Consider the following 24,293-nt stretch of genomic DNA (forward strand, 5'->3'; position numbering starts at 1 on the left):
CGGGGGCGCGAGTACCCAAGTATCCACGCCCCCACGGCCCGTGGAGCGGGAACTCAGCTGTCCTGGAGCAGCCCGAGGACGTTGCCGTCGAGGTCGGTGAAGGTGGCCACGAGGCGGCCGCCACCGACGTCGTGCGCGGCCTCCTTCACGGTGCCACCCGCGGCGGTCACCTCGGCCAGCTTCGCCTCGATGTCCTGCACGTGCCAGTAGGACACCGGTGAGGTCGCGCCCTGCGGCCCGCCGTTCGGCACCAGCCCGATGTGCTGGCCCGCCGCATCGAAGCCGACGTAGTAGGGCGCGTCGGAGGTCGGCTCCAAGCCGAGCAGGGCGGCGTAGACCGCCTTGGCCTTCGCCAGGTCGGACACGGGGTGCAGGACGGTCTTGATTCCCTGGGTGGAAGAGTCGGTCATGGTCGCTCCTGAAGCCGTGGGTCACGGGGACCCGGGGTGTGTCGGGTATGAGGACGAGCGGGAAGGCCCCGGATGCGCCCTTGACCGTCACACTAGGTGGCCTCGTTGACCGGCGCTTCTCGATTCCTGATCGGTCCGGTCGGCCGGTCCCGCCACGCCTCGGGGGGCTTCAGGCGGGGAGGGCGGGGAGCGCGGCCAGCCATTCGGTCAGGAGCCGGTTGATCTCGGCGGGGCGCTCCTGCTGGATCCAGTGGCCGCAGCCGTCGAGGATGTGCGAGGAGAGCAGGCCGGGCAGCGTGGCGGGGTACGCCTTGATCGCATCGGTCATCCAGGTGGTGGAGGCGTCCAGGCCGCCTCCGGCGAACAGCGACGGCTGGGTGATGGGCGCGCCGTCGAAGGAGGCGAGGTCCGCCCAGTCCCGGTCCATGTTCCGGTAGCGGTTGAGCGCGCCCGTCAGGCCGGTCCGCTCGAATTCCCCGGCGTACACGTCGAGGTCCCGCTCGCTGAGCCAGGCCGGCCGCGGTCCGGCCGGAAACCGGTCACGGAGCGTCCCGCCGGGGTGGACGAAGTGCGGGTCCGGCGCGTCGGGCGCGGGCACGGTGTCGCCGGACATCGCGGCGTAGAAGCCCATGAGCCAGCCGCGCACGTCGGGCTCGATCTCGGCTTCGGCGCGACCGGGCCGCTGGAAGTAGGAGACGTAGAACTCCTCGCTCCCACCCATCCGCGCGAAGATCTCACTGGGCCGCGGTCCGCCGCGCGGGGCGTAGGGGACGCTGAGCAGTCCCACCGCGCGGAAGACGTCCGGCCTGACGAGGGCGGAGTTCGCCGCGATGGTCGCACCCCAGTCGTGGCCGACGATCACTGCGGTCCGTTCGCCCAGGGCGTGCACCACCGCGGCGTTGTCCTCGACCAGCTCGAGCATCCGGTAGGCGTCCGGGTCATCGGGCCGGGAGCTACGGCCGTAACCGCGGACGTCGACGGCCACGGCCCGGTATCCGGCCGCGGCCAGGGCCGGCAGCTGGTGGCGCCAGGAGTACCAGCATTCCGGGAAGCCGTGCACGAGCAACACCAATGGCCCCGTGCCCTGTTCCACCAGATGGATTCGGCCTGCGGGCGCGGGGACCATCCGGTGAACGACGTCCGCGGTCTGCTGCGACATGAACCCTCCAAGGCTCTCGGTCTGCCATCCGCCAAGATCGCCTCACCAGCATGCCGAGAGCGGCGCGGCCGTAGCGAGCGGTGTTGCCACTTCGGCAAAACGGCGTTCGAGGGTGTGTGTCCCGGCGACACGCCGCGTCCGGGGCAGATAAGGGCCCGGTCCTGGTGGGACACAGCGTGGGGCGAACGTGGCCATCGAGACGGTGGCGCGGGCCTGCCCCCGAATCACGATGGTCACGGTGGCCGACGCGGGGCACATGGCGCTGATGGAACAGCCCGCGCGCATCGCCGAGGTGATCGTCGAGGCGGCCGCGGGACGACGGTGATGTGTCGCGGTGCGGTGGGATGGGTCGAAGGGTGGCCGGTTCGCAGCGGCGGGCGCCTGGGTGGCGCCCGCCGCTGCGAACCGATGTCAGGTCAGCTGTCGATGCGGTGCAGGGTCCAGAACGAGGTCAGGTCCGTGGTCGTGGCCGCCTGGGCGGCCGCCTTGAACTCGGCCGTGGTCGAGACGCCGTACCAGTGCGACGTGGCGTAGTCCTTGAGGACCTTGGCCATGACGCTGTCGCCGAGGGTGCGCCGCAGGTCGTGCAGGGCGCACTTGCCGTAGCCGTAGACGACGGTGGAGTACCGGGACGAATGGGCGTCCCAGTAGGCCATCGAGTTGGTGATCTTCTCGGCCGTCGAGGCCCAGGAGACGCTGTTCCAGCAGTTCGTGCCGGTCAGGTTCTGTGCCAGGTCGGTGGCGTAGTCGGTGAACGCCTCATCGAGCCAGGGGCTGGTGTACTCGTCGTCGCCGACGATGCCGTAGAACCACTGGTGCCCGATCTCGTGGGTGAGCGCGGTGGTGCTGACCAGGTCGAGGACGAACCCGGGGTACTCCATCCCGCCGAACCAGAAGTTGTTGTCGATCACCGCGTCCAGTTCGCCGTACGGGTAGGCGCCGAACCGGCCCGCGTGGGCGTCCACCGCGTTCTTCGCGGTGGTGAGCATCGACTGCGCGTTGGCGGAGCTGATGCCCGAGACGGAGTAGATGTTGATCGGGGTGCCGGCGGCGGAGGTGCCGGAGATCTTGCTGAACGGGCCGGCCGCCCAGGCGAAGTCACGGACCTTGGACGCGGTGGCCGTGGTGATCGTGCGTCCGCTCGAACCGGGGGTGTCGACCGAGGCGCCGGTGGCCGGTGCCAGCAAGGTGCTCGGGTGGTCCAGGGTCACCTTGAAGTCCGAGGCCAGCGAGTAGAACGACTCCCCGTTGTTGGTGTACGGGTCGAGGTGCCAGCCGGCACCGTCCTTGACCGCGAGTACGGGCAGGGCGTTGCCGATCATGTTGAAGGCACCGTCGTGCCCGAAGCGGTCGGCGCCGCTGGGCACGGTGATGCCCAGGTCGAAGCCGATCGTGCCGGTCTGACCCTGGGTCAGGGGCACCGGCAGGTCGATCTTGAGGGCCGTGCAGGCCACCGAGAGCGCGCCGGCGGTGCCACCGGTGACGTTGCTGACCGTGATCGGCATGGCGGAGCAGGTGCCGTGGTAGTTGTCCCACAGCCTCAGATACACCTCGCTCAACGGCGTGGAGGAGGCGTTGGTGAAGGTCGCGCTCTCGTGACCGGTCCAGACGGTGCCGCTCGTGTTGCTGCTCAGGCTGACGGTGTACGAGGGCGAGGCCGGAGTGCGGGTGGAGTCCGCGGGCGGGGTCGTGCCGCCGGAGGTGTCGAGGGCGACGTCGTCGACGACGAAGCTCGTCTGGAGGCTGGAGTCCTCCGTGCCGGTGAAGGCGACGTTCACCGTTTGGCCCGCGAACGCCGAGACGTCGAACGACTTCTGCGCGTAGCCGGTGTTCTTGTCGAGGTTCGAGTAGGTCGCGAGCGTCGTGCTGCCGATCTTCGCCGTCAGCTTGTCGTACTTGGTGGACGAGGTCGTCTCGGCGGTGTCGATGTGCAGCCAGAAGGTGAGGGTGGCGGTGCTGCATCCGGCCGGGATCGTGACGCTCTGGGAGAGCGTGTCGGTGTGGGTACTGCCGACACCGTTCAGCCAGCCGAAGTGGGTGCCGCCGTGGGCGGTCTCGCCGGCGCGGTTGGTGATCACGCTGGTCGACGACTGGGTCCAGGGCGAAGTACCGCTTTCGAAGCCACCGTTGGTGACCACCTGGGCCGGAGTGCAGGCGGCGGCGGGCCGAGCCGTGGGCGGCGCGGCGGCCGCCGGCGTGGCGGGGAACGAAGCGGCGGCCAACGCGGCGACTGCGAACGCGGTCGCGGTGAGGGCCTTGTGGGGGGACGGTCTCACACGAAACTCCTTTGAGGCGGCCGGGATTCCGGCCTGCTCGGTGGCCGCCCGGCCGGCTTGGGTGCGCCGGAGGGAAGCCGCGGGCTGTGCGCAGAGCTTGCACGATCGCTGAGATGGGAGATCCGCCGTCACCCCTGGGGTCGGGACGACAGCTGCGGGAATCTTGGCAGATGTGACCAGAGCATGCCATCAGGGGCAGGTAAAGTGTTGGTGCTCCCGACGCGTCTCGGCCGTCATCCTGCTCCGTTCCGGCCACGTCCCCGCTGTGCCGGCGAAGGAACGAACTCGGCCTAGCTGAACGGAGGCTGGGGCTGGGGCCGACGTGTCGCGCTGGGATGCGACCGGGGGAAGCCGTTGACGCTTCTGGGGGCGAAGTGGGGGTGGTGGGACGCCGCGTGCTCGATGACCAGGATGGCCGCGTCGTCGAGGGGGATCCCGCCGACGTGGCTGAGCAGATCGCGGTGGATGCGGTCCAGCAGCGCATCGGGGCTGCCGGCGGGGAAGGAGGCGACGCGTTCGGCGAGCGGATAGAACGCTCCGGCCGGTGAGCGGGCCTCGATCACCCCGTCGGTGTACAGGATGAGGATGTCGCCGGCTTCGAAGGTCCAGGAGTCGGTGGGATGGAGCGGGATCGGCGGTTCACACATGCCCAGCGGGGGCACCGAGTGCTTGGCGTACATCGCGGTGACCTGTCCGTCGCGCACCAGCAGCGGTGGGGGATGCCCGCAGTTGATCATCTCGCCGAGCGGTCCCTCGTCGGGGATCTCCAGGACCAGGCAGGTGATGAAGTGCTCGCCGGGATCGTGCTCGGTGTCCGCGACGTCGTCCACGTTGCGGTACACGCTGTCCTCGAGGACGGCCACCAGCTCGGGGAGGGTGTCGTAGCGATGGGCCCCCTCACGGAAGGCACCCAGCACCAGTGACGCCTCACCGATGGCGGCCAGGCCGCTGCCCCGGACATCGCCGATCACCACCCGGGTCGCGGCATGTCCGGCACGGGCGACCGCGAACAGGTCGCCCCCGATGTCCGTCTCCTCCTCGGCCGACAGATACAGCCACGCGATCCGCAGGGGCCCGACCCGGCGTGGCGGGGGCCGCAGGAGGACCCGCTGCGCCGTCTCCGCCACCGAGCGCGCCTGGACCAGCGCACGTTCCTGCCGCTCGCGAATGTGGCGCAGGAAGACCACCAGGGTGGAGAGAAACGTCAGGGCGATGAGCTGGGCGATGTGGTTGGTCGTGGTGAGTCCGCCGTGGAACACGGCGATGAGTATCTGAGCGGCCACCGCGAGGACCCCGGCCACCGCGGTGAGGCGGGCCCCGGCGAGGGAGGCGGTGAGGGCGGGCGCGATCACCAGCAGCGGGCCCAGATGGACATCGGTCGGGGCCTGGAGGTCCACCACGGTGATCACGACGATCAGCGCGAGTGGAATCGCCACCAGCCAGCGGCTCCACGGCTCCTCCAGCAGGCGGTTCCCCGACCAGCGCCGGACACCCATGCATCCATTATCAGTGGCCCTCGGTTTGCCGCATGGGGATCGCCCTGGCCGCCCGGGGACACTGTGCGGTGGGGGAGCCTACGGCGCGAGACGACGCCTTCCATCGGCTTCCCCCTCGCTCCTCCGGGTGCCTGCGGTGGCCGAGGTGGCGCACCGGGCGTTGACTTGGCAGGTGAGGCGCATCGTCCTCCCGAGAGGGCGCCCAGGCCCATCCCGCAACGTGACGGTTCCACGGGCTCCACCGGCAGGCTCGCGCCGGGCAGGAGGTCTCTTCCCATGACCGGGACCCTTCCAGCGACCGGAGTCGCCATCTCCGGCGCCCGAGCATCTTCCTGGGCTGGGAGCGCGCCCGCGGAATCGACGGCCGGACCCGCGACTTCTACCTCCGCCAGCTGCGCGACTGGAAGGACATCATCGAACCCGGCGTCATGCTGCCCGAAGGGCTGGGGATGTTCGGTCAGCTGTGCGGAGCGACCCTGGCGCGGGCGCACGCCCGGTCCGGGGACCAGGTCGGGATCGCCGCCTAGCTGGGCTCCGGCGACGCCTTCGACAAGGCACTGGCCCGGTTCGCCGAGAGCTACGCCGACCAGAACGAACGTGACCACCAGGCCCTGGTGCAGGCGGTGAACACCGGCCGGGTCGCGGCCCGGACCGCCTGAGTGCACCGGCATGGATGCGTCAGGTGGTCGCCACCAACAGCTCCTCCCCGCTCGACGTATGCAGGCCGTCCTCCCGGCCGGCGAAGTACCGCTCGTTGAGCTGGGGCGCCGACACGTGCCGGGCTTCGGTGAAGCCGGACTCCTGCGCCAGCGCCAGCATTTCCTGCGGCGCGTAGAAACTGACGAACGGCGTCCCTGCCGCTCTGGCCCCCTTCTCCGCAACCTGGAGTCCGGGGCGGTTCTCCTCGGCGAGGAGCTCCGGCGGCAGCTGGAACGTCATGGCCAGCGTGGAGCCCGGGGCCAGCGACGCGAGCCGGCGCAGCGTGGCCGCGTTCGCCTCCTTGGTGAGGTACAGGGCGACACCGGTGGAGGCCACGACGGCCGGCTGGTCCGCGTCGAATCCGGCCGCGGTCAGTTGCTCCCACCACGACCCGCCCGCCTCGAAGTCGACCGGCACGAGTCGCAGCCAGTCCGGGACGCCGAAGCCGAGTTCGGTCAGCCGTCGGCGCTTCCAGGCCTGGGGTCCGGGCCGGTCGACCTCGAACACCCGCAAGCGGGAGGCGATCTCCGGCCTGCGCTGGGCGAAGGTGTCCAGGCCGGCTCCCAGGACGATGTACTGGCCGACGCCCTTGCCGGCCTGCTCGACGACCAGATCCTCGATGAAGCGGGCCCGGGCCACGATCGACGCCCGGAACCAACTGGTCGCGCCGGCGTCCATGTCCCCGCGGCGGCGCCACTCGTCTCCGGGGGCGGCCAACCGCAAGCCGATCTCGTCCTCCAGCACATGGGGCGGCGGATCGACCTGGACGTGCAGAGCACGCCACAAGGCCACCCGTACCGCCGTGTTGTCCGGCGCCGCCGTCTCCTCGTCAGCCATGACGCACTCCCGCTCCGTGTCCCTGCTCACCGCTGCGCCGGGGCCTGGAGGCTCCACAGGCGCCCGTCGGGGTCGCGGACGGTCATCTCCCTGGTCCCGAAGTGCGTGTCCTCGAACGGGGTGACCACCTCGACGCCGGGGGCGGGGTGGAACACATCCGCGTCGGGCACCTTCAGCACGAGCCGCACCTCGGGCTCCTTCTCCTGGGGGACCTCGGCGATGAACAGGTAGGGGCCGTCGCCGTTGCGCAGCTGGCCGGAGTTGTGATCCGTCTCGAAGTCCAGCTCATAGCCCAGTCCCTGGAAGAACTTCGCCGACCTGCCCCAGTTGTGGGTCTCGATGAACACGGCCTCGATGCCTTCGGTCGTCATGTCAGCTCTCCTTGTCGGACGGTCGCTCTTGCTCCGGGTGCGTGCCATCGAGGTAGGCGCGCAGCGCCTCGGCGACCAGCGCCGACAGCGACAGCTCCGACTCGATGGCGCGGTGCTTGACCTGCTTGATCAACCCGATGGGCAGGTACACGTTGAACTGCTTCACATCCTCGTCTCCCACATGAGCATGCTAGCAAGCTATGGCGATGGATTGCTAGCACTACCTCGTCGATATGGGAGATCCCGGATACGCGCCCGCGCAGATCGTCAGGACAGTGGGGTCGTCGAGGACTCCGTGGCCGCCACATCCTCGTCCGGGTCGTGCTGGAGGCCGCGCTGCAGACCCAGGATCGCGACGACCGCAGCGACGGCCATGATCCCGGACATGCAGTAGAGGACCGTGCGGATGGCGTAGGCGAAGTCCAGGCGGATGAAGGCCGGGATGGTTCCGGTGCCCGGGCCCTGGGACTGCGAGTACTTCGTGGCGAGCGCCGTCGCCTGGTCGTGCGGTGTGCCCTGTGCGACGAGGGAGGACGTGATCCGTGAGCGGAACTGGGAGACCTGGGTGGTGCCGAGGATGGCGAGACCCAGGCTGGCGGCGTAGTTCCGCACGGTCTGGGTGATGCCGGTCGCCTCGCCGTACGACAGGCGTGAGGCACGGTTCACCGCGTCCGTGCTGGCCGGGCCGAGCATGAACCCCATGCCGGCGCCCGCCAGCACCACGCTCCACACCTGCGAGCCGAAGTGCAGATCGACGACCTTTCCGGCCCACCAGTAGAACCCGACGGCGGCCAGCACACACCCCAGGACCACCGGGCGCTTCGCGCCGCCCCGGTCGAGCATGCGTCCGCCGATCTGCGCGGCGACCGCGAAACCGAGGAAGAAGTAGAGCAGGTACAGACCCGTCTGCTGCGACGACTCTCCCAGTGAGATCTGGGCGTACTCACTGGCGAAGAAGAACACCGGAACGAACACCAGCATCGAGATGCCCAGCACGAGGTTCTCCACCAGGAACGCCCGGATGCGGAAGATCCGCACCTGCATCAGCGGCGATTCGGTCACCCGCTCCACCTGGACGAAGATCACCAGCAGCGCGGCGCCACCGGCGATGCACAGCCAGATGCCGGGATTGCCCCAGCCCCAGATCGGCGCCTGCTGGAAGCCGAACACGCTCAGGGCCACACCGCTCGCGATGAGCACCAGCCCGCGGTAGTCCATCGGCGCCGGGCGGTGTTCGGTCTGCGGGCGGGACCACAGGATCAGCAGCAGGGCGATCAGCGCCACCGGAATGTTGACCCAGAAGATCGCCCGCCAGGTCCATTCGGTCAGATATCCGCCCAGGATCGGCCCGATGGCCGTCAGCCCGCCGGCGATCCCGAAGAACAACGCGAGCGCACGCCCGCGCTCGCGCAGGGGGAACGTCTGTACGACGATCGCGAGCGCGGCGGGGAACATGATCGCTCCGCCCGCGCCCTGCAGGGCCCGGAAGACGACGATCCACGCCTGGGCCGCCCCGCCCTTCGGGGTGAGCCCGCACATGGCCGACGCACCGGCGAAGATGATCACACCGAGCACGACCATCTTGCGGTGGCCCACGGTGTCCGCCAGCCGGCCGCCGAAGGCGAACAGCGCGGCGAGGGAGAGCAGATAGGCGTTGACGGCCCATTGCACCCCGGTGCTGGTCAGCCCCAGTTCGCTCTGGATCTCGGGCACGGCGATGGACACGATGGTCTGGTCGATGAACGTCATCGCCACAGCGAAAATCATCGCGGTGAGGACAAGGTTCTTGCTTCTGCCGCCGTTCGTGGCACCGGAATCAACCATGATCACTCCTCGGCTCAATTACCCATTGTGCGGTTCCCTCCCAGGTCGCGCCTGGCGAGCGCCCGCGCGGGTCGGGCACGTGCTCCGCGTCCGTTGTGAAAGGGGCGCCGACCAGCCGAAGCCGCTCCATGGCCCGAGCGCTACTGTGCACGGTGAGGTCGGCGGGACGGACGCACATTGGGGGGACTGTGGAAGCCGTTGGTACGAAGGCCGGGGCGGGCCCGGCTCTGTGGGCCGGGCCCGTGGTCGCCGTTGGGCTGCTGCTGAGTGCCGGTGCGCTCTACGAACGGTTCGACGCTCCCCGCAGCGGTCGCGAATACCTCTTCTGCCACGCCTCGGAGGCCGTTGACCACCTGACGTTCACCGCCCTCGCTCTGGTGCTGGCCGCGGTCATCGCCTCGGTCGCCGGCGGGATCGTCGTGTGGTGGAGCAAGCTCCGCAACGCCGTTCTCCCGCTCTGCTGCGTGGCCGTCGTCGTTGCGCTGCTGATGGCGGCAGACGGTGTGGACGCTCAGGGGGAGAGCCGGGCGGCGGAGATCGCGGCCCAGGGGTTCACGGAGGTCGGATGCGACTACACGCCCCAGGTCTACGACGCGACGCCGGGCTGGTTCTCCTGGTGATGCCGCCGGGACGGTGACGGCGTGCGGCATGACCCGACCGGGGGATACGAACCCTTCTTGCATGACCATGCGCGTTAATGCATAATCTTCCTATGTCTAAGGTCCTCACCTCCCTCCCCGCCGGCGAGCGCGTCGGCATCGCCTTCTCGGGCGGCCTCGATACCTCGGTCGCGGTCGCGTGGATGCGCGACAGGGGCGCCGTCCCCTGCACCTACACCGCCGACATCGGTCAGTACGACGAGCCGGACATCGCCTCGGTGCCCGGCCGTGCGAAGACCTACGGTGCTGAGATCGCGCGCCTGGTCGACTGCCGCGCCGCGCTGGTCGAGGAGGGCCTGGCCGCGCTCACCTGCGGGGCGTTCCACATCCGCTCGGGCGGGCGTGCCTACTTCAACACCACGCCGCTGGGCCGTGCCGTCACGGGCACGCTCCTGGTGCGGGCGATGCTCGATGACAACGTGCAGATCTGGGGCGACGGCTCGACCTTCAAGGGCAACGACATCGAGCGGTTCTACCGCTACGGCCTGCTCGCCAACCCGCACCTGCGGATCTACAAGCCGTGGCTGGACGCGGACTTCGTGACCGAGCTCGGCGGCCGCAAGGAGATGTCGGAGTGGCTCGTCGCCCACGACCTGCCCTACCGCGACAGCACGGAGAAGGCGTACTCCACCGACGCCAACATCTGGGGTGCCACGCACGAGGCCAAGACGCTGGAGCACCTGGACACCGGCGTGGAGACCGTGGAGCCGATCATGGGCGTGCGGTTCTGGGACCCGACGGTCGAGATCGCCACCGAGGACGTGACGATCGGCTTCGACCAGGGCCGGCCGGTGACGGTCAACGGCAAGGAGTTCACCTCCCCCGTCGACCTGGTCATGGAGGCGAACGCCATCGGCGGCCGGCACGGCATGGGCATGTCGGACCAGATCGAGAACCGGATCATCGAGGCCAAGAGCCGCGGCATCTACGAGGCGCCCGGCATGGCCCTGCTGCACGCGGCGTACGAGCGCCTCGTCAACGCGATCCACAACGAGGACACCGTCGCGCAGTACCACAACGAGGGGCGGCGCCTCGGCCGGCTGATGTACGAGGGCCGCTGGCTGGACCCGCAGGCGCTGATGGTGCGCGAGTCCCTGCAGCGCTGGGTCGGCACGGCCGTCACCGGTGAGGTGACGCTGCGGCTGCGGCGCGGTGAGGACTACTCGATCCTCAACACCACGGGCCCGGCGTTCAGCTACCACCCCGACAAGCTCTCCATGGAGCGCACCGAGGACTCGGCGTTCGGCCCCGTGGACCGGATCGGCCAGCTCACCATGCGCAACCTCGACATCGCCGACTCGCGCGCCAAGCTGGAGCAGTACGCCGCGCTCGGTCTGATCGGCACCGCGAACCCCGCCATCGGCGCCGCCCAGGCGGCCGCGACCGGGCTGATCGGCAGCATGCCGGAGGGCGGCGCCGAGGCCATCGCCTCCCGTGGCGAGGTCTCCGACGACGACGAGATGCTGGACCGCGCCGCGATGGAGTTCGGCACGGACTAGGGCCCGTCGAGCGGCGGGCCGTCGAACCGACGGCCCGGCCCATCGAGGGAACGCACCACCGGACAGGCCGGCCCGGCGCCAAGAGCGCGGGGCCGGCCTGTCCCGTTGTCCGGGCCCGTGGCCGGGAGGGGCCGCCTGGCGATGTCGACGTGGGAAGCGGCCACAGCTTGTCCGCTTCTCCTGGGACTGTTGACCCAGGCCGAAGGCGTCCGGCCGACGTGCGAAAGGCGGCATGACCCCGATGACCGTTCTCGACAACCGGGCGCTCAACCGCGCGACGCTCGCCCGGCAGCTGCTGCTCGAGCGGGCCGACGTACCGGTTCTCGACGCCGTCGCGCACCTCGGCGGTCTGCAGGCGCAGGAACCGCAGGAGCCGTTCGTCGGGCTCTGGTCGCGGGTGCGGGCGTTCGACCCGGCCGTGCTCTCGGACCTGCTGACCGGCCGGAGTGTGGTGCGGACACATCTGATGCGCCGCACCGTCCACCTCGTCACCGCCGACGACGCCCTGGCGTGGCGGGCCCGGCACGATGCCATGCTGCGGCAACGGGTGCTCGGGACCTACCGGCGCGAGCTCGACGGGGTGGACCTCGAGGAGCTCGCCGCGGCAGGCCGGGCGGTCATGGCGGACGGCGAGCCGCGCTCGATGACCGAGCTAGCGCGGGCGCTCGCCGAGCGGTGGCCGGCGCCCGGGTCGCGGCCGCTGGGGGAGATGCTGATCGCCGCCCTCATCCCGATGGTGCAGTTGCCGCCGCGGGGGCTGTGGCGGACGCGGGCGGGCGTGCGCAACGTCCCGCTCTCGTCCTGGCTGGGCCGTGAGATCGACCCTCCGTCTCCTGACGGCGCCGATCCGGTGGGCCAAGCCCTGGTACGGCGCTATCTGGCCGCGTTCGGCCCCGCCGCCTCGGCGGACCTGCGCGCCTGGTGCGGCCTCGCGGGGCTGCCGGCCGCCGTCACCGCGCTGCGCGAGGAGCTGGTCACCTTCCGGGACGAGCGAGGCCGGGAGCTGCTGGACCTTCCCGGAGCGCCGCGCCCCGATCCCGGCACGCCTGCCCCGGTGCGGTTCCTGCCGGCGTTCGACAACGTGATCCTCGGGTACCACGACCGCGGCCGGATCATCGATGACGCTCATCGCGGCTTGTCGGTCGCCGGTGCTCGCGTGGTCCTGGTGGACGGCCGGGTCGCCGCTACCTGGAGCGTCGAGGCCGGCACGGTGATCGTCACCCCGCTGTACCGCTTCGCCCGAGCGGACCGGACCGCCGTCGCCGAACAGGGGCAGGCGCTGGCGTCGTTCCTCTCCGACGACGACAGCGACCGGGTACGGATCGCCGCGTCGTCCGACTGACGTGTGCAGGGGCGCGCTCAGCGGTTCAGCAGGTCGTCCAGTTCGGCGGCGTAGAGCAGCGCGGGGTCGAATCCCATGCCGGTGAAGTGGCCGGCGAGTTCGAGGGACAGGACGCCGTGCAGCCGGGTCCAGAACCTCAGGCCGCGGTGGAGGGCGGCGGCGGGAGCCGGGTGGCCGGCGGCCCACTGCCGATGCTCTGCGAGGTGTGCGTCGAAGGGGGTCGCGGGGCCCTTCACGGGCAGCGCGTTGACGGCGTCGAGCACGGTCGTCATCGTCTCGGCCGCGATCGCGGTGATGTCGTTGGGCGCGTGGTAGCCCGGTACGGGTGTGCCGTAGATGAGGAAGTACCGGTGGGGGTCGTCCAGCGCCCAGCCGCGGAGGGCCTGCGCCAGCGTGGCCGCGTCGGGCCCTGGCCGGGCGGCCGTGCGGAGGGTGTCGGCGAGGCTCTGGTAGGCGTCCTGGATGAGCGAGGTGATCAGCTCGTCGCGGCCGGCGAAGTACCGGTAGAGCGCGGGTCCGCTCATGCCCATCTGTTTGGAGATCGCGTTGAGGGAGAGCGCGGTCGCGCCTGACGTGGCGATCTGCTCCCACGCGTGTCTCTTGATGTCCGCACGCACCTGGGCGCGGTAGCGCTCGCGCGGGGTCGTCGTGCTCGTTTCCGTCATGCCTGCCACCGTTCCGCACTGTCGAGATTACATATTCAAGATTTAGTTAGAACCTATCACGAGAGCTCTTGACGTTCGCTTCCGTTCTGCGTTACAACTTATAACGAACGCGAAGCCAAGTAGCCAAAGCGAAGCGCAGTGGAGGACGTCATGAACGCTCAGGGACTCGTCGAAGTGGTGCTGCCGGGCAAGGTGGAGCCGGAAGGGCTGCAGATCCGGCACGGAGCGGTCCCGAACGTGGGCCCGGGCCAGGTCCTGATCCGCATGGAGGCCACCGGGGTCTCGTTCGCCGAGCAGCAGATGCGCCGCGGCCGGTACTACGACCAGCCCCCCTTCCCGTTCGTGCCCGGCTACGACCTGGTCGGCACTGTCCTCGAGACCGGCGAAGGCGTCGAGCCCGGCCTGACCGGCACCCGGGTGGCCGCGCTGGTCAAGGTCGGCGGCTGGGCCAGCCACGTGCTCGTCGACGCGGCGGACGCGGTACCGGTGCCCGACGGCGTCGACGCGGCGCAGGCGGAGACCGTGGTCGTCAACGGCATCACCGCCTGGCAGATGCTGCACCGCACGGCACGCATCCGCTCGGGGCAGACCATCCTGGTGCACGGCGCCAACGGCGGCGTCGGCTCGGTCCTGGTCCAACTCGCCCTCGCCGCAGGCGTGAAGGTGATCGGTACGGCCTCCGCGCGCCACCATGACGCCCTGCGGGAACGTGGCGTCACCCCCATCGACTACCGCGACCAGGACGTCGCCACCCGGGTCCGCGCGCTCGCCCCCGGCGGGGTCGACGCCGTCTTCGACCACGTCGGCGGCCGCAGCGTGATCGACTCCTGGCACCTCCTCGCACCCGGCGGCACGCTCGTCGCCTACGGCAGCGCCTCCACCCGGGACGACGAGGGATCCAAGCAGTGGCCCGTGCTCAAGCTGCTCGGCCGGGTGTGGCTGTGGAACGCGCTGCCCAACCGCCGCCGCGCCTACTTCTTCAACGTCTGGGCCGGGCGGGCCCTGTCCAAGAACCGGTTCCGGGCCCGGCTGCGCGCCGACCTCACTCAGGTCTTCGCGGCCCTGCAGCGCGGCGACATCACCGCCCAGATCGCCGCCCAACTGCCGCTCGCCCGCGCCGCCGACGCGATGCGGCTGGCCGAGTCGGGCACCGTCGCCGGAAAGATCGTCCTGAACCCCTGACGGGTCCCGTCCACCGCCGCTGACCGCACGCCGCCGCCCCTGCGGCCGTCAAGAGAACGCGAGGAACCGCCATGACCACCACCCGGACCCGCACGCCCGCCTTCACCGCCAACTTCCGCCGGGCGCGGCTGTTCCTGCCCGCCGCGGTCGCCGCGCTGGCGTTGACCGCCACGGCCGCCGCCGCGGACAGCTCGCCCACCGCCACGGCCGAGCGGACCGGCACCGCACAGGACCATCGGGGTTCCCCGAACAAGCCGAAGGCGATGTTCGACGCATGGATCCGGCTCTGGAACGGCGACTTCGCACAGGCGCCGCGCATCATCTCGCCCCGCCTCCGGGTGCACGCCGCGCTGCTCGACGGCGGTGACGGCAGTTCCATCCGAGGTGTCGACGGCCTGGTGAACTGGATCACGCAGACGCGCGCGGCGTTCCCGGATCTGCGCTTCACCGCGGAGGTCAGCCCGGTGGTCGACGGCCGCTTCGGCTCCGTGCGCTGGAAGGCCACCGGCACCTACGCCGGCGGCTTCCCCGGCGCCAAGGCCAAGCCCGGGACCGTGGTCACCTTCACCGGCACCGACACCCTCCGCGTCCAGGACGGCAGGTTCGTGGAGTACTGGGTCAACACCGACACGCTGCTCCTGCTCACCCAGCTCCAGGCGCTCTGAACCACATGCCGGACCTCGCCAGCGCGGCCCCTCGCCAGCGCCGCCCCTCGCCCCTCGTCCCGAACGCGATGAGTGACGCACGCCTACAGGCTGAGCGCGTCCTCCGCGTTGTCCATCCACGCGGTCACGGAGTTCTTGCCGGGCGAGACGTACAGCTTGGGAGTCGTTGCCTTGAGCGGCGTCTGCGTCAGATCCGACTCGGTGTCCATGGTCATCGCGATCGAGTTGACGGTCTTGCCCTTGCCGTCGTCGGCGCCGCCCATGAGCCCGGCGTAGGCGGACTTGCCCGGCTCGAGCCGGATCGCCTTCTCTATGGCGGGGGCCGTGCCCCGCCGTGTGGCCTGCCCGTCCAGATCGCCGAAGGTCACGCTCGGATGACCGAGCGCCCTGCAGGCCTTGGTGCCCTTGTTGGTGATCTTCAGCAGGTAGCTGCTGGTCGTGGGCTCCGCCAGGCTCGCGGTGAACTTCAGGTCGTACGTACTGCACGGGAAGACGTCGTAGTCGGGGTCGGACGACGAGCCGCCGCCGGACGGGCTCTTGCTCGGGGACGCAACGGGCTTCGCCGTCTTGGACGGCGTCGCGGGCTTCGTCGGGCTCGCGGCCTTGCTCGGGCTCGCGGTGGGTCCCCCGCCCGCCGCGTCGTCGTCGCTGGGCCCGCAGGCGGTCAGGGCCAGCGCGGATACGGCGACGAGGACGACGGCGGCTCTGCGAACGGTGCTCATGTGGTGTTCCCCCCGATGAGAAGCGCGACAGCGCGCTTGGCTGAGGACAACCCTCCCGTAGAACCTTCACGGCTTGGTGACGGTGTCTTGCCGACTCGACGACGATTGCCGGCGTGTCTCCCCCCGGCCCCCCGGTCACCACCCGAGCAACAAGTGGCGTCACACCTTCCCGTGAACCGCCGAACTCCCTCCATCGCGGTACGGGGCAGTGACCGACTTGGCTCCGATGAAGACTCGGTAGCGCTCCCGTGCGGCAAAGTCGGCCAGGCTCCAGACGGCCGGACGGCCGACCTCCGCGCAGAGGTGCAGGACCGCGTCGTCGTCCGTCCAGACGCCGACGTGGGCGCCGTAGGGATCGTCGGTCCCGTTGAAGAGGAGCAGGTCGAGCGGCTTGAGGACCTGGGCGCGCACGGTGGTGTCCGTGTCGTCCCAGAGGTCGCTGGAGCGCAGTGCGGGCGGGGTCAGGCCGAAGTGCCGGAGTACCTCGTAGGCGAACAGCTGGCAGTTGGCGCCCGCCGCGAGGCCGGGCTCGCGGGTGACGGCCGTCGATCCCGGGAAGCGGGCACCCGCGTACGGAACGGTCCAGAAGGGGGCCGGAAGCCGGGGGAGGAGCGGTTCCATGGTGTCCACCTCAGACGATCGAACCAAGAGCGAACCTGGGGGAGTCGGGTTCGTAGCGCAGGGTACGACTTCGGGCCCGAGGAGGGCCCAGGCGACGAGGGCGCGGTGGCTGAGGCTACCGACCCACGTGCCTCGGTGCTCGCGGTCGGCCTCGAGATCTCCGGTCGATAACAGTTGAACGATCAACGTAGGCGGTGTAGACAGGCCCCCTTAAAAGTTAGGTTAGCCTTCCCTTTCATGGCCCTCGTTCACCTGGCCGCCTCGGCCGGATACACCACGCCTCCTTTCTATCGAGTCCTCACCAAATCGGGCTATTTCCTCGGCCTGTGCGGGGCCATCGGTGCCACGACGACGTACGTGGCGACCGTCCGCCCCGCGCTTCGTGCACCGGGGAACGAACCCGGCGACACCGAGGTTCTGCGTCGAAGAACGTCGCTCCACCTGGCCTGGGCCGGAGTCGTCCTGCTGGTCGCCGGCTACTTCCAGCTGGCCGGCCGGGTGGCCAGGGCCGGCAAGGGGATGCCGTTCGGTGACGCGATGGCGCCGGGGCGGATCTGGGACCTCCTGCGCGCACCGGCGGGGAAGGGCGCGTGGGTGGCGCAGGGCACGCTCTACCTGGTGCAGAACGTGGTGCTCGTGGTGGCGTCCGCCGTTCTGATCGCCCTGTTCGCCCCCCGGGTGCGACGCCACCTGAACGCCCTCGCGCTGACCGCCCTGCCGCTGTCGCTCGCGGTGACGCTCATCGCGGGGATACCGGCCACCGCGCCGAAGGACACGGACCACGTGCTGGACCCGCTGCTGGGCCAGCTGCACATCATCAGCGGCACGGTGTGGATCGGTGGCCTGGCCCTGCTCTCGGTCCTCGCCGGCGCCCGGAGCCGGCTGAGCGGGAACGCCGGTGTGCTGTGGGCGGACCTCTGGCGCCGGTTCAGCCTGGTCGCCATGGTCTGCGTCGGCGCGGTGCTCACCTCGGGCCTGTGGATGAGCTGGAAGCACGTCGGCGGTCTGGGTCAACTGTGGACGACCGGTTACGGGTTCGCCCTGCTCATCAAGATCCTGCTGGTCCTCGCCATGGTCGTGGCCGGTGGCGTCAACCAGTTCTGGCTGATGCCCCGCATCGCCCAGGCCCGTCGCGCCGACTCCTCCGGCTCCCTGCTGCACCTGACGCTGCGCCACTTCCCGAAGGTCGTCTGGGTCGAGGTCGCCCTCGGCGTCGCGGTGCTGGCCGTCATGCCCTTCCTCACCGGTTCCGCCCGCTCTCAGGCAGGCAGCCCGCAGGCCGTCTCGAGCGGCAGCATCTTCGCGGCGGGCGCCGCCTTGGTGCTCACCCTCGCGGCCTCCTTCTGGATCACGGTCAGGGTCTCCGACGCCCTCGCGCGGCGCCAGGTCCCGGCCACGAGCTGACCGTCGGTCCGGGCCGATGCCGTCCGGCGACCGTGGGGCCGCTCGTCGTCCCATGTGACGCGGCCCCGGCCGGTTGAACGGGGATCGGGGTGCCCGTCCAAGCGAACGCCTCGCCTCGGACGGCTGAGACGGGGAACGGCTACCGAGCGGACCGGCTGCCGTCCGGCTCCGCCTCCTGCTCGTAGCTCGCGAGGGCGCTTCGCCGCGACGGTAGTTCCCCGGCTTCGGTCATGAGTTCCCCGGCTCCGGTCATGGTGGCCTGGGCGAGGAGCTTCAGTGCGGCCTGGGAGGCCGATCCGGGGGCTGCGGTGACCATGACCACGGACTGCTCGGGTTCGGATGCCCCGGTCAGGGTCTGCTGTCCGACCGTCAGGGCACCGACCAGCGGATGCCGCAGTTCGTACTCGGCGGAGTCACAGGCCCGCACCCGGTGGTCGGCCCACATGCCCGCGAACTCGGCGCTCCGCGTGGTCAGTTCACCGATGAGCGAGGTGAGTTGCTGGTCCTGCGGATGCCGTCCCGCCACCAGCCGCAGATTGCCGACCACGGCCCGTGCCTTCGCCGGCCAGTCGACGTACAGCTCACGGACGTGAGCGTCCAGGAAGACCAGCCGCGCCATGTTCGGACGGTCCGCTGGGCGTTCGGGGCCGGTCGGGTCCACGTGCCCGGCCAGCAGTGCGTGTCCCAGGGTGTTCCAGGCCAGCACGTCACTGCGGCGCCCGGTCACGACGACCGGTACTTCGCCGAGGGCGCTCACCAGGTCGCGTACGGCCGGGGCGAGCCGCTCGGCGGGAGGGCGGCGGACCGTGCGCCGGTGTCGGCAGGCAGTGGCCAGGTCACGGAGGTGAAGCCGCTCCGTCTCCTCCAGGCGCAGCGCGCCGGCGATGGCGTCCAGCACCTCCACGGAGGCGTGGCAGGAGGCCCCTTGCTCCAGGCGCGTGTAGTAGGAGGCGCTGACGCCCGCCAGAAGCGCCAGCTCCTCGCGCCGCAGGCCGGGGACTCGTCGGCGGTCGCCGTAGGTCGGCAGGCCGACGTCCTGAGGTTGCAGCTGCGCCCGCCGCGCCTGCAGGAAGGTGCCGAGCTGTCCGTGTGCGTCCATGGCACCGAGTATGCGGCGACGACGCCACGCGCAGCCTGCCCCGGCCAGGGATAGGCAGAGCTTGGGCTGGTTGCCCACTGCGGAGCGCACCCACAGTGGGGCCTCATGCAGGGCAGACCCTGCACCACCATCCACGACGCAGGGAAGAACGTGTCGAAGAAGTTCGCAAGGAACATCCTGGTCGCCGCCATCGCGGTGGCCTCCCTCTCCGCCGGCTTTCCCGGCTCGGCGGCAGCGGCCACAGCGCCGTTGTCCCACGCCCACATCGCTGAGCACTTCGACCTCGCCGGCGGACAGATGCCGGAGAACATCGTCTGGGAACCGAACGGCAGCATCGACGTGTCGTTCTCCGCCGCTCGCCAGATAGCCCAGATCACCCGCCACGGAGCGATCCGCGTGCTGGCGACCCTGCCCGCACCGGCCGACGGCGGCGTGCACACTCCGGTTCTCGGCTTTCCGCTGGTCACCGGCCTGGTCAGGGACGCGCACGGCACGCTGTACTTCCTGTACGCCACCGGCACCAGCGACCTCACGGGCGTCTGGCGGCTCACCCCCGGAGGGACCCCTCAGCGGATCGCCGCGCTGCCGGCCGACGGCCTGCCCAACGGGCTGGCTCTCGACGACCACCGGCTCTACGTCACCGACTCGGTCCGCGGTGTCATCTGGCGCGTACCGACCAGCGGCGGTGACGCGACGGTCTGGGCGAGCGGCCCCGAGCTGGCCTCGACCGGATTCCTCGGCGCCAACGGGCTGAAGGTGCACAACGGCGCCGTCTGGGTGTCCAACATGGACAAGGGCACCGTGCTCCGGTTCCCGCTGAGGAGGAACGGCACGGCGGGTCCTGCCGAGATCAGGGCCGACCAGCTCCCCGGAATCGACGACTTCGACTTCATCGGGCGCACCGACCGGATTGTCGCCGCCCTCGACCAGTCCGACCAGGTCGCCCTGGTGGAGCCCGACGGTACCCACACCATCGTGCTCAGCGCCCAGGACGGCCTGCAGAACCCCACGGCCCTCGCCGTACGCGGTGACACCGTGTACGTGACCTCGGCCGCATACCTCACCCAGCGGGACCCCAACCTGCTCACCGCGCGCATTCAGCCGCACTGCTGACGAGCCGTCACAGCCGGGGCCCGGCAGTCGCCGGGCCCCGGCCACGAAAGGAGATTCCATGACCACCCCCTACCAGAACACCCTCGAACACCTCGCCCCCGAGGACTTCCGCTTCAGCAGGAAGGCCTGGATCGCGGCCACCCCGCCGGAGGTCTACGAGCTGGTGAGCGACGTGTCGATGATCAGCGCCTGGAGTCCGAACGTGAGCGATGTGCGCTACGACGACGGCGACGGCCCACAAGCCGGCGCCTGGTTCACCGGACGCAGCCGGCGCGGCGATCGGGAGTGGACCAGCCGCTCGCAGGTGGTGCGGGCCGAGCCCGGCGACACGTTCGCCTTCGTCGTGGACGGACTCGTCCGGTGGAGCTGGACGTTCCGTCCGCTCGGCACCGGCACCGTGGCGGAGCAGTCCTGGCAATTGCTGGCGCTGGACCCGGTGCTGGGCAGCACCCGCGCCGATCTGGAGGCACTGCGCGCGCACATGGCGGACAGCGTGGAGACCACGCTGGTCTCGCTGGGGCGCTGGGTCGCCGAGGGCGGCGACCACCGCTGACCGCCGCCTGGTCGGCATACTGACGACCAGGCGGCACCAGGCGGCACGATGCGGCACGAGTCGGTACCAGTGAAAAGGCGATGAGGACATGACGGCGCACGACCCGGACCGCGGCTATCTGCTCGACAACCGGCAGTCGGAGGTGGGTGTCCGCTTCGGCGCGCTGGCCGAGCTGTTCGATCCGGTGACGTTCCGGCACGTCGACCGGCTCGGGATCACAGCGGGGATGCGGTGCTGGGAGGTCGGCGCCGGTGGCCCTTCCGTCGCAGCCGGGCTCGCCGCGCGGGTCGGGCCCGGCGGAACGGTCGTCGCGACCGACATCGACGTGTCCTGGGCGCAGGGCATCGCCGACGATGTCGTCGAGGTACTGCGCCATGACGTCGCGGCCGACCCGCCACCCGCAGGCGGCTTCGACCTCGTGCACGCCCGGCTGGTGCTGGTGCACGTCACCGACCGTGCCGAGGCGCTGCGCCGTATGGTCCAGGCGCTCCGTCCGGGAGGTGCGCTGCTCCTGGAGGACGCGGACCCCGGGCTGCAGCCGCCGCTCTGCCCGGACGAGTCGGGTCCTGAGCAGCGGCTCGCCAACCGTCTGCGGTCCGGATTCCGTGAACTGATGGCGGCCCGTGGTGCGGACCTCGGCTACGGCCGGACGCTGCCCCGGCTGCTGCGCGGCGCAGGGCTGGAGGACGTACAGGCCGACGCGTACTTCCCCATCACTTCGCCGGCCTGCACCGTCCTCGAGGCCGCCACCGTGCGGCAGATCCGCGGTCAGCTCGTGGCGGCCGGACTCGCGACCGATGAGGAGATCGACCGCCACCTGGCCGACGTCGACACCGGACTCCTGGACCTGGCCACAGCTCCGCTGGTCTCCGCGTGGGGCCGCCGCCCGTAGCGGTCGAGCGGGGGAGCGGCACCGGCGACCATCGCGTCACGCCTGTCGGTTCCCCGTCCGGTCCCGGGGCCGTGCCGTCATCGCGGCCGCGGCGATCGCGGTCGCCGCCAGGATCGCCCCGGCCGTGCCGAGCGCGGCCTGCGCGGCGCCGCGCGGGGTGCCGTCTCCTGCGAGGTAGACGCCGCCGATCACCGCGACGCCGAGCGTGCCGCCGAGTTGCTGGACGGCGTTGAGGAGCCCGGCCGCCGAGCCGGTCTCCTGCGGGCCGACACCGCGCAGCGCGGTGGTGAAGAACGGCGGCGTGAACAGGCCCGTACCGAGGCCCGCGACGGCGAGCGCGAACGGCAGGGCCGTCGGGTACGCGTCGGGCGCGGCGGAGCGGTAGGCGAGGACCGCGGCGGCGAGTCCGACGGCGAGGGCGGCGATCCCGGCGTGCAGGACGCGGGTCCCGTGCCGGGGGACCAGGTACGCGCCCGCGGCCCACGATCCGGCGGCCAGCCCGGCGGACCACGGCAGCAGGGTCAGGCCCGCGGTGAGCGGGCCGCGGTGCAGGCCCAGTTCCAGGTGCAGGACCACGGTGATCATGACGCCGTTCATGACGGCGAAGAAGAGCGTGGAGGTGGCCAGCGCGGCGGGGAACGCGCGGCCGCGCAGCAGCGCCGGTTCGATCAGCGGGGGCCGGCCGTGGCGCGCGGTGCGGCGCTGGTGGGCGACGAACAGCACCAGGACGGCCGCGCCCGCGCCCGCCGCCGCCCATCCGGCCGGCCCCGGAGCGCCGGTCGCCAGCGGGCACACCACCAGCGCCGTGCCGGCCATCGCCAGCGCCGTCCCCACCGGGTCCAGGCGTGGCCGGACCGGTGCGCGGTCCTCGCGCAGCCGCCGTGCGACGACCAGCACGACGGCGGCGAGGGGGAGGTTGACCAGCAGGCAGGCGCGCCACGACGAGCCGAACAGGTCGGCGTGCGTCAGGAGCCCGCCCAACACCGGGCCCAGGACCGCCGACAGGCCCATGACGGGGCCGATCGTGCCCAGCGCCTTGGGCAGTTCGGCACCGTCGAACATCGCCCGGATCAGGCCGAACGTCTGCGGGATGATCAGCGCCGCCGCGGCGCCCTGCAGCGCGCGCAGCCCGATCAGCGTCCCGGCCGTCGGCGCGAGCGCGCACGCCAGGGACGTGACGGCGAACGCCGCGACGCCGATGCGGAAGATCCGGCGGCGGCCCGCGATGTCGCCGAGCCGGGCGCCGGTCAGCAGTCCGAGCGCGAACATCAGGGTGTAGGAGGCGCTGAACCACGGGATGGCGGCGTCCGAGCCGCCCAGATCGGTGTGGATGACCGGGCCCGCGACCTGGACGATCGTGGCGTCCAGCAGGTTCATCGCCTCGGCGACCAGCAGCGCGGCCAACGCGGGCCAGCGCCACCGGTACGCGGGCGGCCGCCCGGGTCCGTCCGGGTGCGGATCCGGGCCGGTGACGGTGTCGATCGGCGTGCCGTGGCCGGTGCTGTGGGACATGCGTCTCCCCCTGGGTGTGCGGTGTGCGGTGTGCGGTGTGCGTGCGCGGCTTGTGGTGCGGGGTCGGTCGGGCGCCGGAAGTCCGGACGGCGATCCGCCGGCGCGTCACCACCGTCCCGCCCAACCGGCAGGTGGTTCCACTTCTGCGGCTGAGTTCAGTGATTACTGCCATCGAGGTGGGCTAGCGTGGTGGATATGCTCGTACTGGACGATCTGGATCGTGGCCTGATCCATGCCCTGCAAGTGGACGCGCGGGCGTCGTTCACGCTCGTCGCCGACATCCTCGGCTGCTCCACCCAGACCGTGGTGCGCCGCTACCGCCGTCTGTCCGCGCAAGCGGGCCTTCGCGTGGTCGCGCTGCCCGCGCCGCGCAGCTCCGGCACCCACCAGTGGTTCGTGCGGCTGACCGCCGCGACGCGCACCGCGCACGACATCGCGGTCGCGCTCGCCCGCCGCTCCGACACGTCGTGGGTGCGGCTGACCTCCGGCGGCACCGAGATCGTCGCGATCATCCACACCACGCCCACGGGCCCCGACGCGCACGCGCTGTTGCTGCGCGACATCCCGCGCACCGCCGGGATCACCGCCGTGTCCGCGCATTACCTCCTGCACACCTACCTCGGCGGGCCGACCGCGTGGCGAGGACGCGTCGACACCCTCGACGCCGCCCAGCAGGCACGGCTGCGCGACGAAAGCGTCACCGGAACAGGGCCGGGCACGGGCGCGGGCACGAGCACGGGCACGAGCACGGGCACGAGCACGGCGGGAACCGCGTCGGGCGAACCCGTATACCTGCTCACCGACGCGGACCGCCTCCTGCTGGACGCGCTGCGCGACGACGCCCGCCTCAGCTACGCCGAGCTCGCCGCGGCGACCGGTTCGACGGCGTCCACGGTGTCCCGCAGGCTCGCCGAACTGCGGGCGCGCGGCGCGCTGTTCTTCGATGTGGACATCGACCCGTCGCTGCTGGGTGTGACCGTGTCGGCGCTGCTGTGGATGCAGATCGCGCCCTCGCATCTGGACGCGGTCGCCACCGAGCTGGCGGGGCACCATGAGCTGGCGGTGGTCGCGGCGACGACCGGACCGACGAACCTGGTCGCGCACGCGCTGTGCCGGGACGCGGAGGAACTGCACCACTACCTGACTCGCAAGGTGGCGTTGGACGCGATCGCACGGATCGAAACCGCGCCGGTCCTGCGCACCTACAAGGCCGCCGCGACGCTGCGCGTCGGGTGACGGGCCGGACCGCGCCGCTCTCGGCGGCTTCGGCGGCACCCCGTCGAGCCGCGACCG

24 protein-coding genes and 1 pseudogene are annotated in these 24,293 nt (G+C 71.1%); 12 read left to right on the forward strand and 13 right to left on the reverse strand.

The features are described from left to right. Positions 1 to 53 precede the first annotated feature (53 nt). A complete protein-coding gene (locus LNW73_RS33820) occupies positions 54 to 410 on the reverse strand; it encodes a VOC family protein (RefSeq protein ID WP_250992634.1) in 357 nt (118 codons plus the stop codon). A 169-nt stretch (positions 411 to 579) separates the two neighbouring features. Then, a complete protein-coding gene (locus LNW73_RS33825; RefSeq protein ID WP_250992635.1) occupies positions 580 to 1,569 on the reverse strand; it encodes an alpha/beta fold hydrolase in 990 nt (329 codons plus the stop codon). Positions 1,570 to 1,756: 187 nt separating this feature from the next. On the opposite strand from LNW73_RS33825, the gene LNW73_RS33830 reads away from it, so the two are divergent. Next, a complete protein-coding gene (locus LNW73_RS33830; RefSeq protein ID WP_250992636.1) occupies positions 1,757 to 1,894 on the forward strand; it encodes an alpha/beta fold hydrolase in 138 nt (45 codons plus the stop codon). Between the two features lie 91 nt (positions 1,895 to 1,985). Here LNW73_RS33830 and LNW73_RS33835 read toward each other — a convergent pair whose 3' ends face one another. Further along, positions 1,986 to 3,845: a M1 family metallopeptidase gene (locus LNW73_RS33835; RefSeq protein ID WP_250992637.1), complete on the reverse strand. Its 1,860-nt coding sequence runs from the start codon at positions 3,843 to 3,845 to the stop codon at positions 1,986 to 1,988. Positions 3,846 to 4,135: 290 nt separating this feature from the next. Further along, positions 4,136 to 5,341 (reverse strand): PP2C family protein-serine/threonine phosphatase, encoded by a 1,206-nt coding sequence (locus tag LNW73_RS33840; protein ID WP_250992638.1) that lies wholly within the window; start codon positions 5,339 to 5,341, stop codon positions 4,136 to 4,138. Positions 5,342 to 5,667: 326 nt separating this feature from the next. Between LNW73_RS33840 and LNW73_RS33845 the strand changes: the two are divergent. After that, a pseudogene (locus LNW73_RS33845) lies at positions 5,668 to 6,000 on the forward strand (DUF2252 family protein); the annotation flags it as partial. Positions 6,001 to 6,019: 19 nt separating this feature from the next. On the opposite strand, the gene LNW73_RS33850 reads toward LNW73_RS33845, so the two are convergent. The 4 genes from LNW73_RS33850 to LNW73_RS33865 all read right to left on the reverse strand — a co-directional run bounded on the left by LNW73_RS33850 (position 6,020) and on the right by LNW73_RS33865 (position 9,072). Beyond that, complete coding sequence (locus tag LNW73_RS33850) at positions 6,020 to 6,877, reverse strand: class I SAM-dependent methyltransferase (protein WP_250992639.1); 858 nt, start codon at positions 6,875 to 6,877, stop codon at positions 6,020 to 6,022. Positions 6,878 to 6,903: 26 nt separating this feature from the next. Then, positions 6,904 to 7,248 (reverse strand): VOC family protein, encoded by a 345-nt coding sequence (locus LNW73_RS33855; protein WP_250992640.1) that lies wholly within the window; start codon positions 7,246 to 7,248, stop codon positions 6,904 to 6,906. Position 7,249: 1 nt separating this feature from the next. Further along, positions 7,250 to 7,429, reverse strand: coding sequence for a CopG family transcriptional regulator (locus tag LNW73_RS33860; protein WP_250973863.1), 180 nt, complete (start codon positions 7,427 to 7,429; stop codon positions 7,250 to 7,252). Positions 7,430 to 7,515: 86 nt separating this feature from the next. After that, complete coding sequence (locus LNW73_RS33865) at positions 7,516 to 9,072, reverse strand: MFS transporter (protein ID WP_250992641.1); 1,557 nt, start codon at positions 9,070 to 9,072, stop codon at positions 7,516 to 7,518. Between the two features lie 242 nt (positions 9,073 to 9,314). Between LNW73_RS33865 and LNW73_RS33870 the strand changes: the two genes are divergently transcribed. The 3 genes from LNW73_RS33870 (at position 9,315) to LNW73_RS33880 (ending at position 12,572) form a co-directional block, all read left to right on the forward strand. After that, positions 9,315 to 9,692, forward strand: coding sequence for a hypothetical protein (locus tag LNW73_RS33870; RefSeq protein ID WP_250992642.1), 378 nt, complete (start codon positions 9,315 to 9,317; stop codon positions 9,690 to 9,692). A gap of 92 nt (positions 9,693 to 9,784) precedes the next feature. Then, positions 9,785 to 11,230: an argininosuccinate synthase gene (argG, locus tag LNW73_RS33875; protein WP_250973860.1), complete on the forward strand. Its 1,446-nt coding sequence runs from the start codon at positions 9,785 to 9,787 to the stop codon at positions 11,228 to 11,230. Positions 11,231 to 11,471: 241 nt separating this feature from the next. After that, positions 11,472 to 12,572, forward strand: coding sequence for a winged helix DNA-binding domain-containing protein (locus LNW73_RS33880; protein ID WP_250993122.1), 1,101 nt, complete (start codon positions 11,472 to 11,474; stop codon positions 12,570 to 12,572). Between the two features lie 17 nt (positions 12,573 to 12,589). Here the strand turns inward: LNW73_RS33880 and LNW73_RS33885 are convergent, their stop codons facing one another. Beyond that, the gene (locus LNW73_RS33885) at positions 12,590 to 13,237 is read right to left on the reverse strand and encodes a TetR/AcrR family transcriptional regulator (protein ID WP_250992643.1); all 648 of its coding nucleotides are present in this window, start codon (positions 13,235 to 13,237) and stop codon (positions 12,590 to 12,592) included. A gap of 150 nt (positions 13,238 to 13,387) precedes the next feature. Here LNW73_RS33885 and LNW73_RS33890 point away from each other — a divergent pair, with 150 nt between their 5' ends. Further along, on the forward strand, positions 13,388 to 14,419 hold the full coding sequence (locus LNW73_RS33890; RefSeq protein WP_250992644.1) for a medium chain dehydrogenase/reductase family protein: 1,032 nt from the start codon (positions 13,388 to 13,390) through the stop codon (positions 14,417 to 14,419). Positions 14,420 to 14,490: 71 nt separating this feature from the next. Beyond that, positions 14,491 to 15,084 (forward strand): ester cyclase, encoded by a 594-nt coding sequence (locus LNW73_RS33895; protein ID WP_250992645.1) that lies wholly within the window; start codon positions 14,491 to 14,493, stop codon positions 15,082 to 15,084. Between the two features lie 83 nt (positions 15,085 to 15,167). On the opposite strand, the gene LNW73_RS33900 is transcribed toward LNW73_RS33895, so the two are convergent. Then, positions 15,168 to 15,806 (reverse strand): DUF4232 domain-containing protein, encoded by a 639-nt coding sequence (locus LNW73_RS33900; protein ID WP_250992646.1) that lies wholly within the window; start codon positions 15,804 to 15,806, stop codon positions 15,168 to 15,170. Positions 15,807 to 15,965: 159 nt separating this feature from the next. Beyond that, positions 15,966 to 16,427 carry a hydrolase gene (locus LNW73_RS33905; RefSeq protein ID WP_250992647.1) on the reverse strand — a complete coding sequence of 154 codons (462 nt, stop codon included), beginning with the start codon at positions 16,425 to 16,427 and terminating at the stop codon, positions 15,966 to 15,968. 237 nt (positions 16,428 to 16,664) lie between these two features. Here LNW73_RS33905 and LNW73_RS33910 point away from each other — a divergent pair, with 237 nt between their 5' ends. Further along, entirely contained in the window at positions 16,665 to 17,831 is a 1,167-nt protein-coding gene (locus LNW73_RS33910; RefSeq protein ID WP_250992648.1) for a copper resistance D family protein, read from the forward strand. 139 nt (positions 17,832 to 17,970) lie between these two features. Here LNW73_RS33910 and LNW73_RS33915 read toward each other — a convergent pair whose 3' ends face one another. After that, complete coding sequence (locus LNW73_RS33915) at positions 17,971 to 18,930, reverse strand: helix-turn-helix domain-containing protein (protein WP_250992649.1); 960 nt, start codon at positions 18,928 to 18,930, stop codon at positions 17,971 to 17,973. Between the two features lie 105 nt (positions 18,931 to 19,035). Between LNW73_RS33915 and LNW73_RS33920 the strand changes: the two genes are divergently transcribed. From LNW73_RS33920 to LNW73_RS33930, 3 genes are all read left to right on the forward strand, one after another. Further along, entirely contained in the window at positions 19,036 to 20,043 is a 1,008-nt protein-coding gene (locus LNW73_RS33920; protein WP_250992650.1) for an SMP-30/gluconolactonase/LRE family protein, read from the forward strand. A 58-nt stretch (positions 20,044 to 20,101) separates the two neighbouring features. Then, a complete protein-coding gene (locus LNW73_RS33925) occupies positions 20,102 to 20,596 on the forward strand; it encodes an SRPBCC family protein (RefSeq protein WP_250992651.1) in 495 nt (164 codons plus the stop codon). Positions 20,597 to 20,684: 88 nt separating this feature from the next. Beyond that, positions 20,685 to 21,488, forward strand: coding sequence for a class I SAM-dependent methyltransferase (locus tag LNW73_RS33930; protein WP_250992652.1), 804 nt, complete (start codon positions 20,685 to 20,687; stop codon positions 21,486 to 21,488). Positions 21,489 to 21,524: 36 nt separating this feature from the next. Here the strand turns inward: LNW73_RS33930 and LNW73_RS33935 are convergent, their stop codons facing one another. Then, complete coding sequence (locus tag LNW73_RS33935; RefSeq protein ID WP_250992653.1) at positions 21,525 to 23,000, reverse strand: MFS transporter; 1,476 nt, start codon at positions 22,998 to 23,000, stop codon at positions 21,525 to 21,527. Between the two features lie 195 nt (positions 23,001 to 23,195). Here LNW73_RS33935 and LNW73_RS33940 point away from each other — a divergent pair, with 195 nt between their 5' ends. Beyond that, on the forward strand, positions 23,196 to 24,236 hold the full coding sequence (locus tag LNW73_RS33940; RefSeq protein ID WP_250992654.1) for an Lrp/AsnC family transcriptional regulator: 1,041 nt from the start codon (positions 23,196 to 23,198) through the stop codon (positions 24,234 to 24,236). The last annotated feature ends 57 nt before the right edge of the window (positions 24,237 to 24,293 follow it).

The organism is Streptomyces sp. RKAG337, from assembly GCF_023701715.1.
Taxonomy (GTDB): Bacteria; Actinomycetota; Actinomycetes; order Streptomycetales; family Streptomycetaceae; genus Actinacidiphila.

Excerpts from the sequence above, each read along its gene's own strand:
- LNW73_RS33820 (WP_250992634.1), bottom strand. The coding sequence starts at position 410 with ATGACCGACTCTTCCACCCAGGGAATCAAGACCGTCCTGCACCCCGTG.
- LNW73_RS33825 (WP_250992635.1), bottom strand. The coding sequence starts at position 1,569 with ATGTCGCAGCAGACCGCGGACGTCGTTCACCGGATGGTCCCCGCGCCC.
- LNW73_RS33840 (WP_250992638.1), bottom strand. The coding sequence starts at position 5,341 with ATGGGTGTCCGGCGCTGGTCGGGGAACCGCCTGCTGGAGGAGCCGTGG.
- LNW73_RS33850 (WP_250992639.1), bottom strand. The coding sequence starts at position 6,877 with ATGGCTGACGAGGAGACGGCGGCGCCGGACAACACGGCGGTACGGGTG.
- LNW73_RS33855 (WP_250992640.1), bottom strand. The coding sequence starts at position 7,248 with ATGACGACCGAAGGCATCGAGGCCGTGTTCATCGAGACCCACAACTGG.
- LNW73_RS33865 (WP_250992641.1), bottom strand. The coding sequence starts at position 9,072 with ATGGTTGATTCCGGTGCCACGAACGGCGGCAGAAGCAAGAACCTTGTC.
- argG (WP_250973860.1), top strand. The coding sequence starts at position 9,785 with ATGTCTAAGGTCCTCACCTCCCTCCCCGCCGGCGAGCGCGTCGGCATC.
- LNW73_RS33880 (WP_250993122.1), top strand. The coding sequence starts at position 11,472 with ATGACCGTTCTCGACAACCGGGCGCTCAACCGCGCGACGCTCGCCCGG.
- LNW73_RS33885 (WP_250992643.1), bottom strand. The coding sequence starts at position 13,237 with ATGACGGAAACGAGCACGACGACCCCGCGCGAGCGCTACCGCGCCCAG.
- LNW73_RS33890 (WP_250992644.1), top strand. The coding sequence starts at position 13,388 with ATGAACGCTCAGGGACTCGTCGAAGTGGTGCTGCCGGGCAAGGTGGAG.
- LNW73_RS33895 (WP_250992645.1), top strand. The coding sequence starts at position 14,491 with ATGACCACCACCCGGACCCGCACGCCCGCCTTCACCGCCAACTTCCGC.
- LNW73_RS33900 (WP_250992646.1), bottom strand. The coding sequence starts at position 15,806 with ATGAGCACCGTTCGCAGAGCCGCCGTCGTCCTCGTCGCCGTATCCGCG.
- LNW73_RS33905 (WP_250992647.1), bottom strand. The coding sequence starts at position 16,427 with ATGGAACCGCTCCTCCCCCGGCTTCCGGCCCCCTTCTGGACCGTTCCG.
- LNW73_RS33910 (WP_250992648.1), top strand. The coding sequence starts at position 16,665 with ATGGCCCTCGTTCACCTGGCCGCCTCGGCCGGATACACCACGCCTCCT.
- LNW73_RS33915 (WP_250992649.1), bottom strand. The coding sequence starts at position 18,930 with ATGGACGCACACGGACAGCTCGGCACCTTCCTGCAGGCGCGGCGGGCG.
- LNW73_RS33920 (WP_250992650.1), top strand. The coding sequence starts at position 19,036 with ATGCAGGGCAGACCCTGCACCACCATCCACGACGCAGGGAAGAACGTG.
- LNW73_RS33925 (WP_250992651.1), top strand. The coding sequence starts at position 20,102 with ATGACCACCCCCTACCAGAACACCCTCGAACACCTCGCCCCCGAGGAC.
- LNW73_RS33930 (WP_250992652.1), top strand. The coding sequence starts at position 20,685 with ATGACGGCGCACGACCCGGACCGCGGCTATCTGCTCGACAACCGGCAG.
- LNW73_RS33935 (WP_250992653.1), bottom strand. The coding sequence starts at position 23,000 with ATGTCCCACAGCACCGGCCACGGCACGCCGATCGACACCGTCACCGGC.
- LNW73_RS33940 (WP_250992654.1), top strand. The coding sequence starts at position 23,196 with ATGCTCGTACTGGACGATCTGGATCGTGGCCTGATCCATGCCCTGCAA.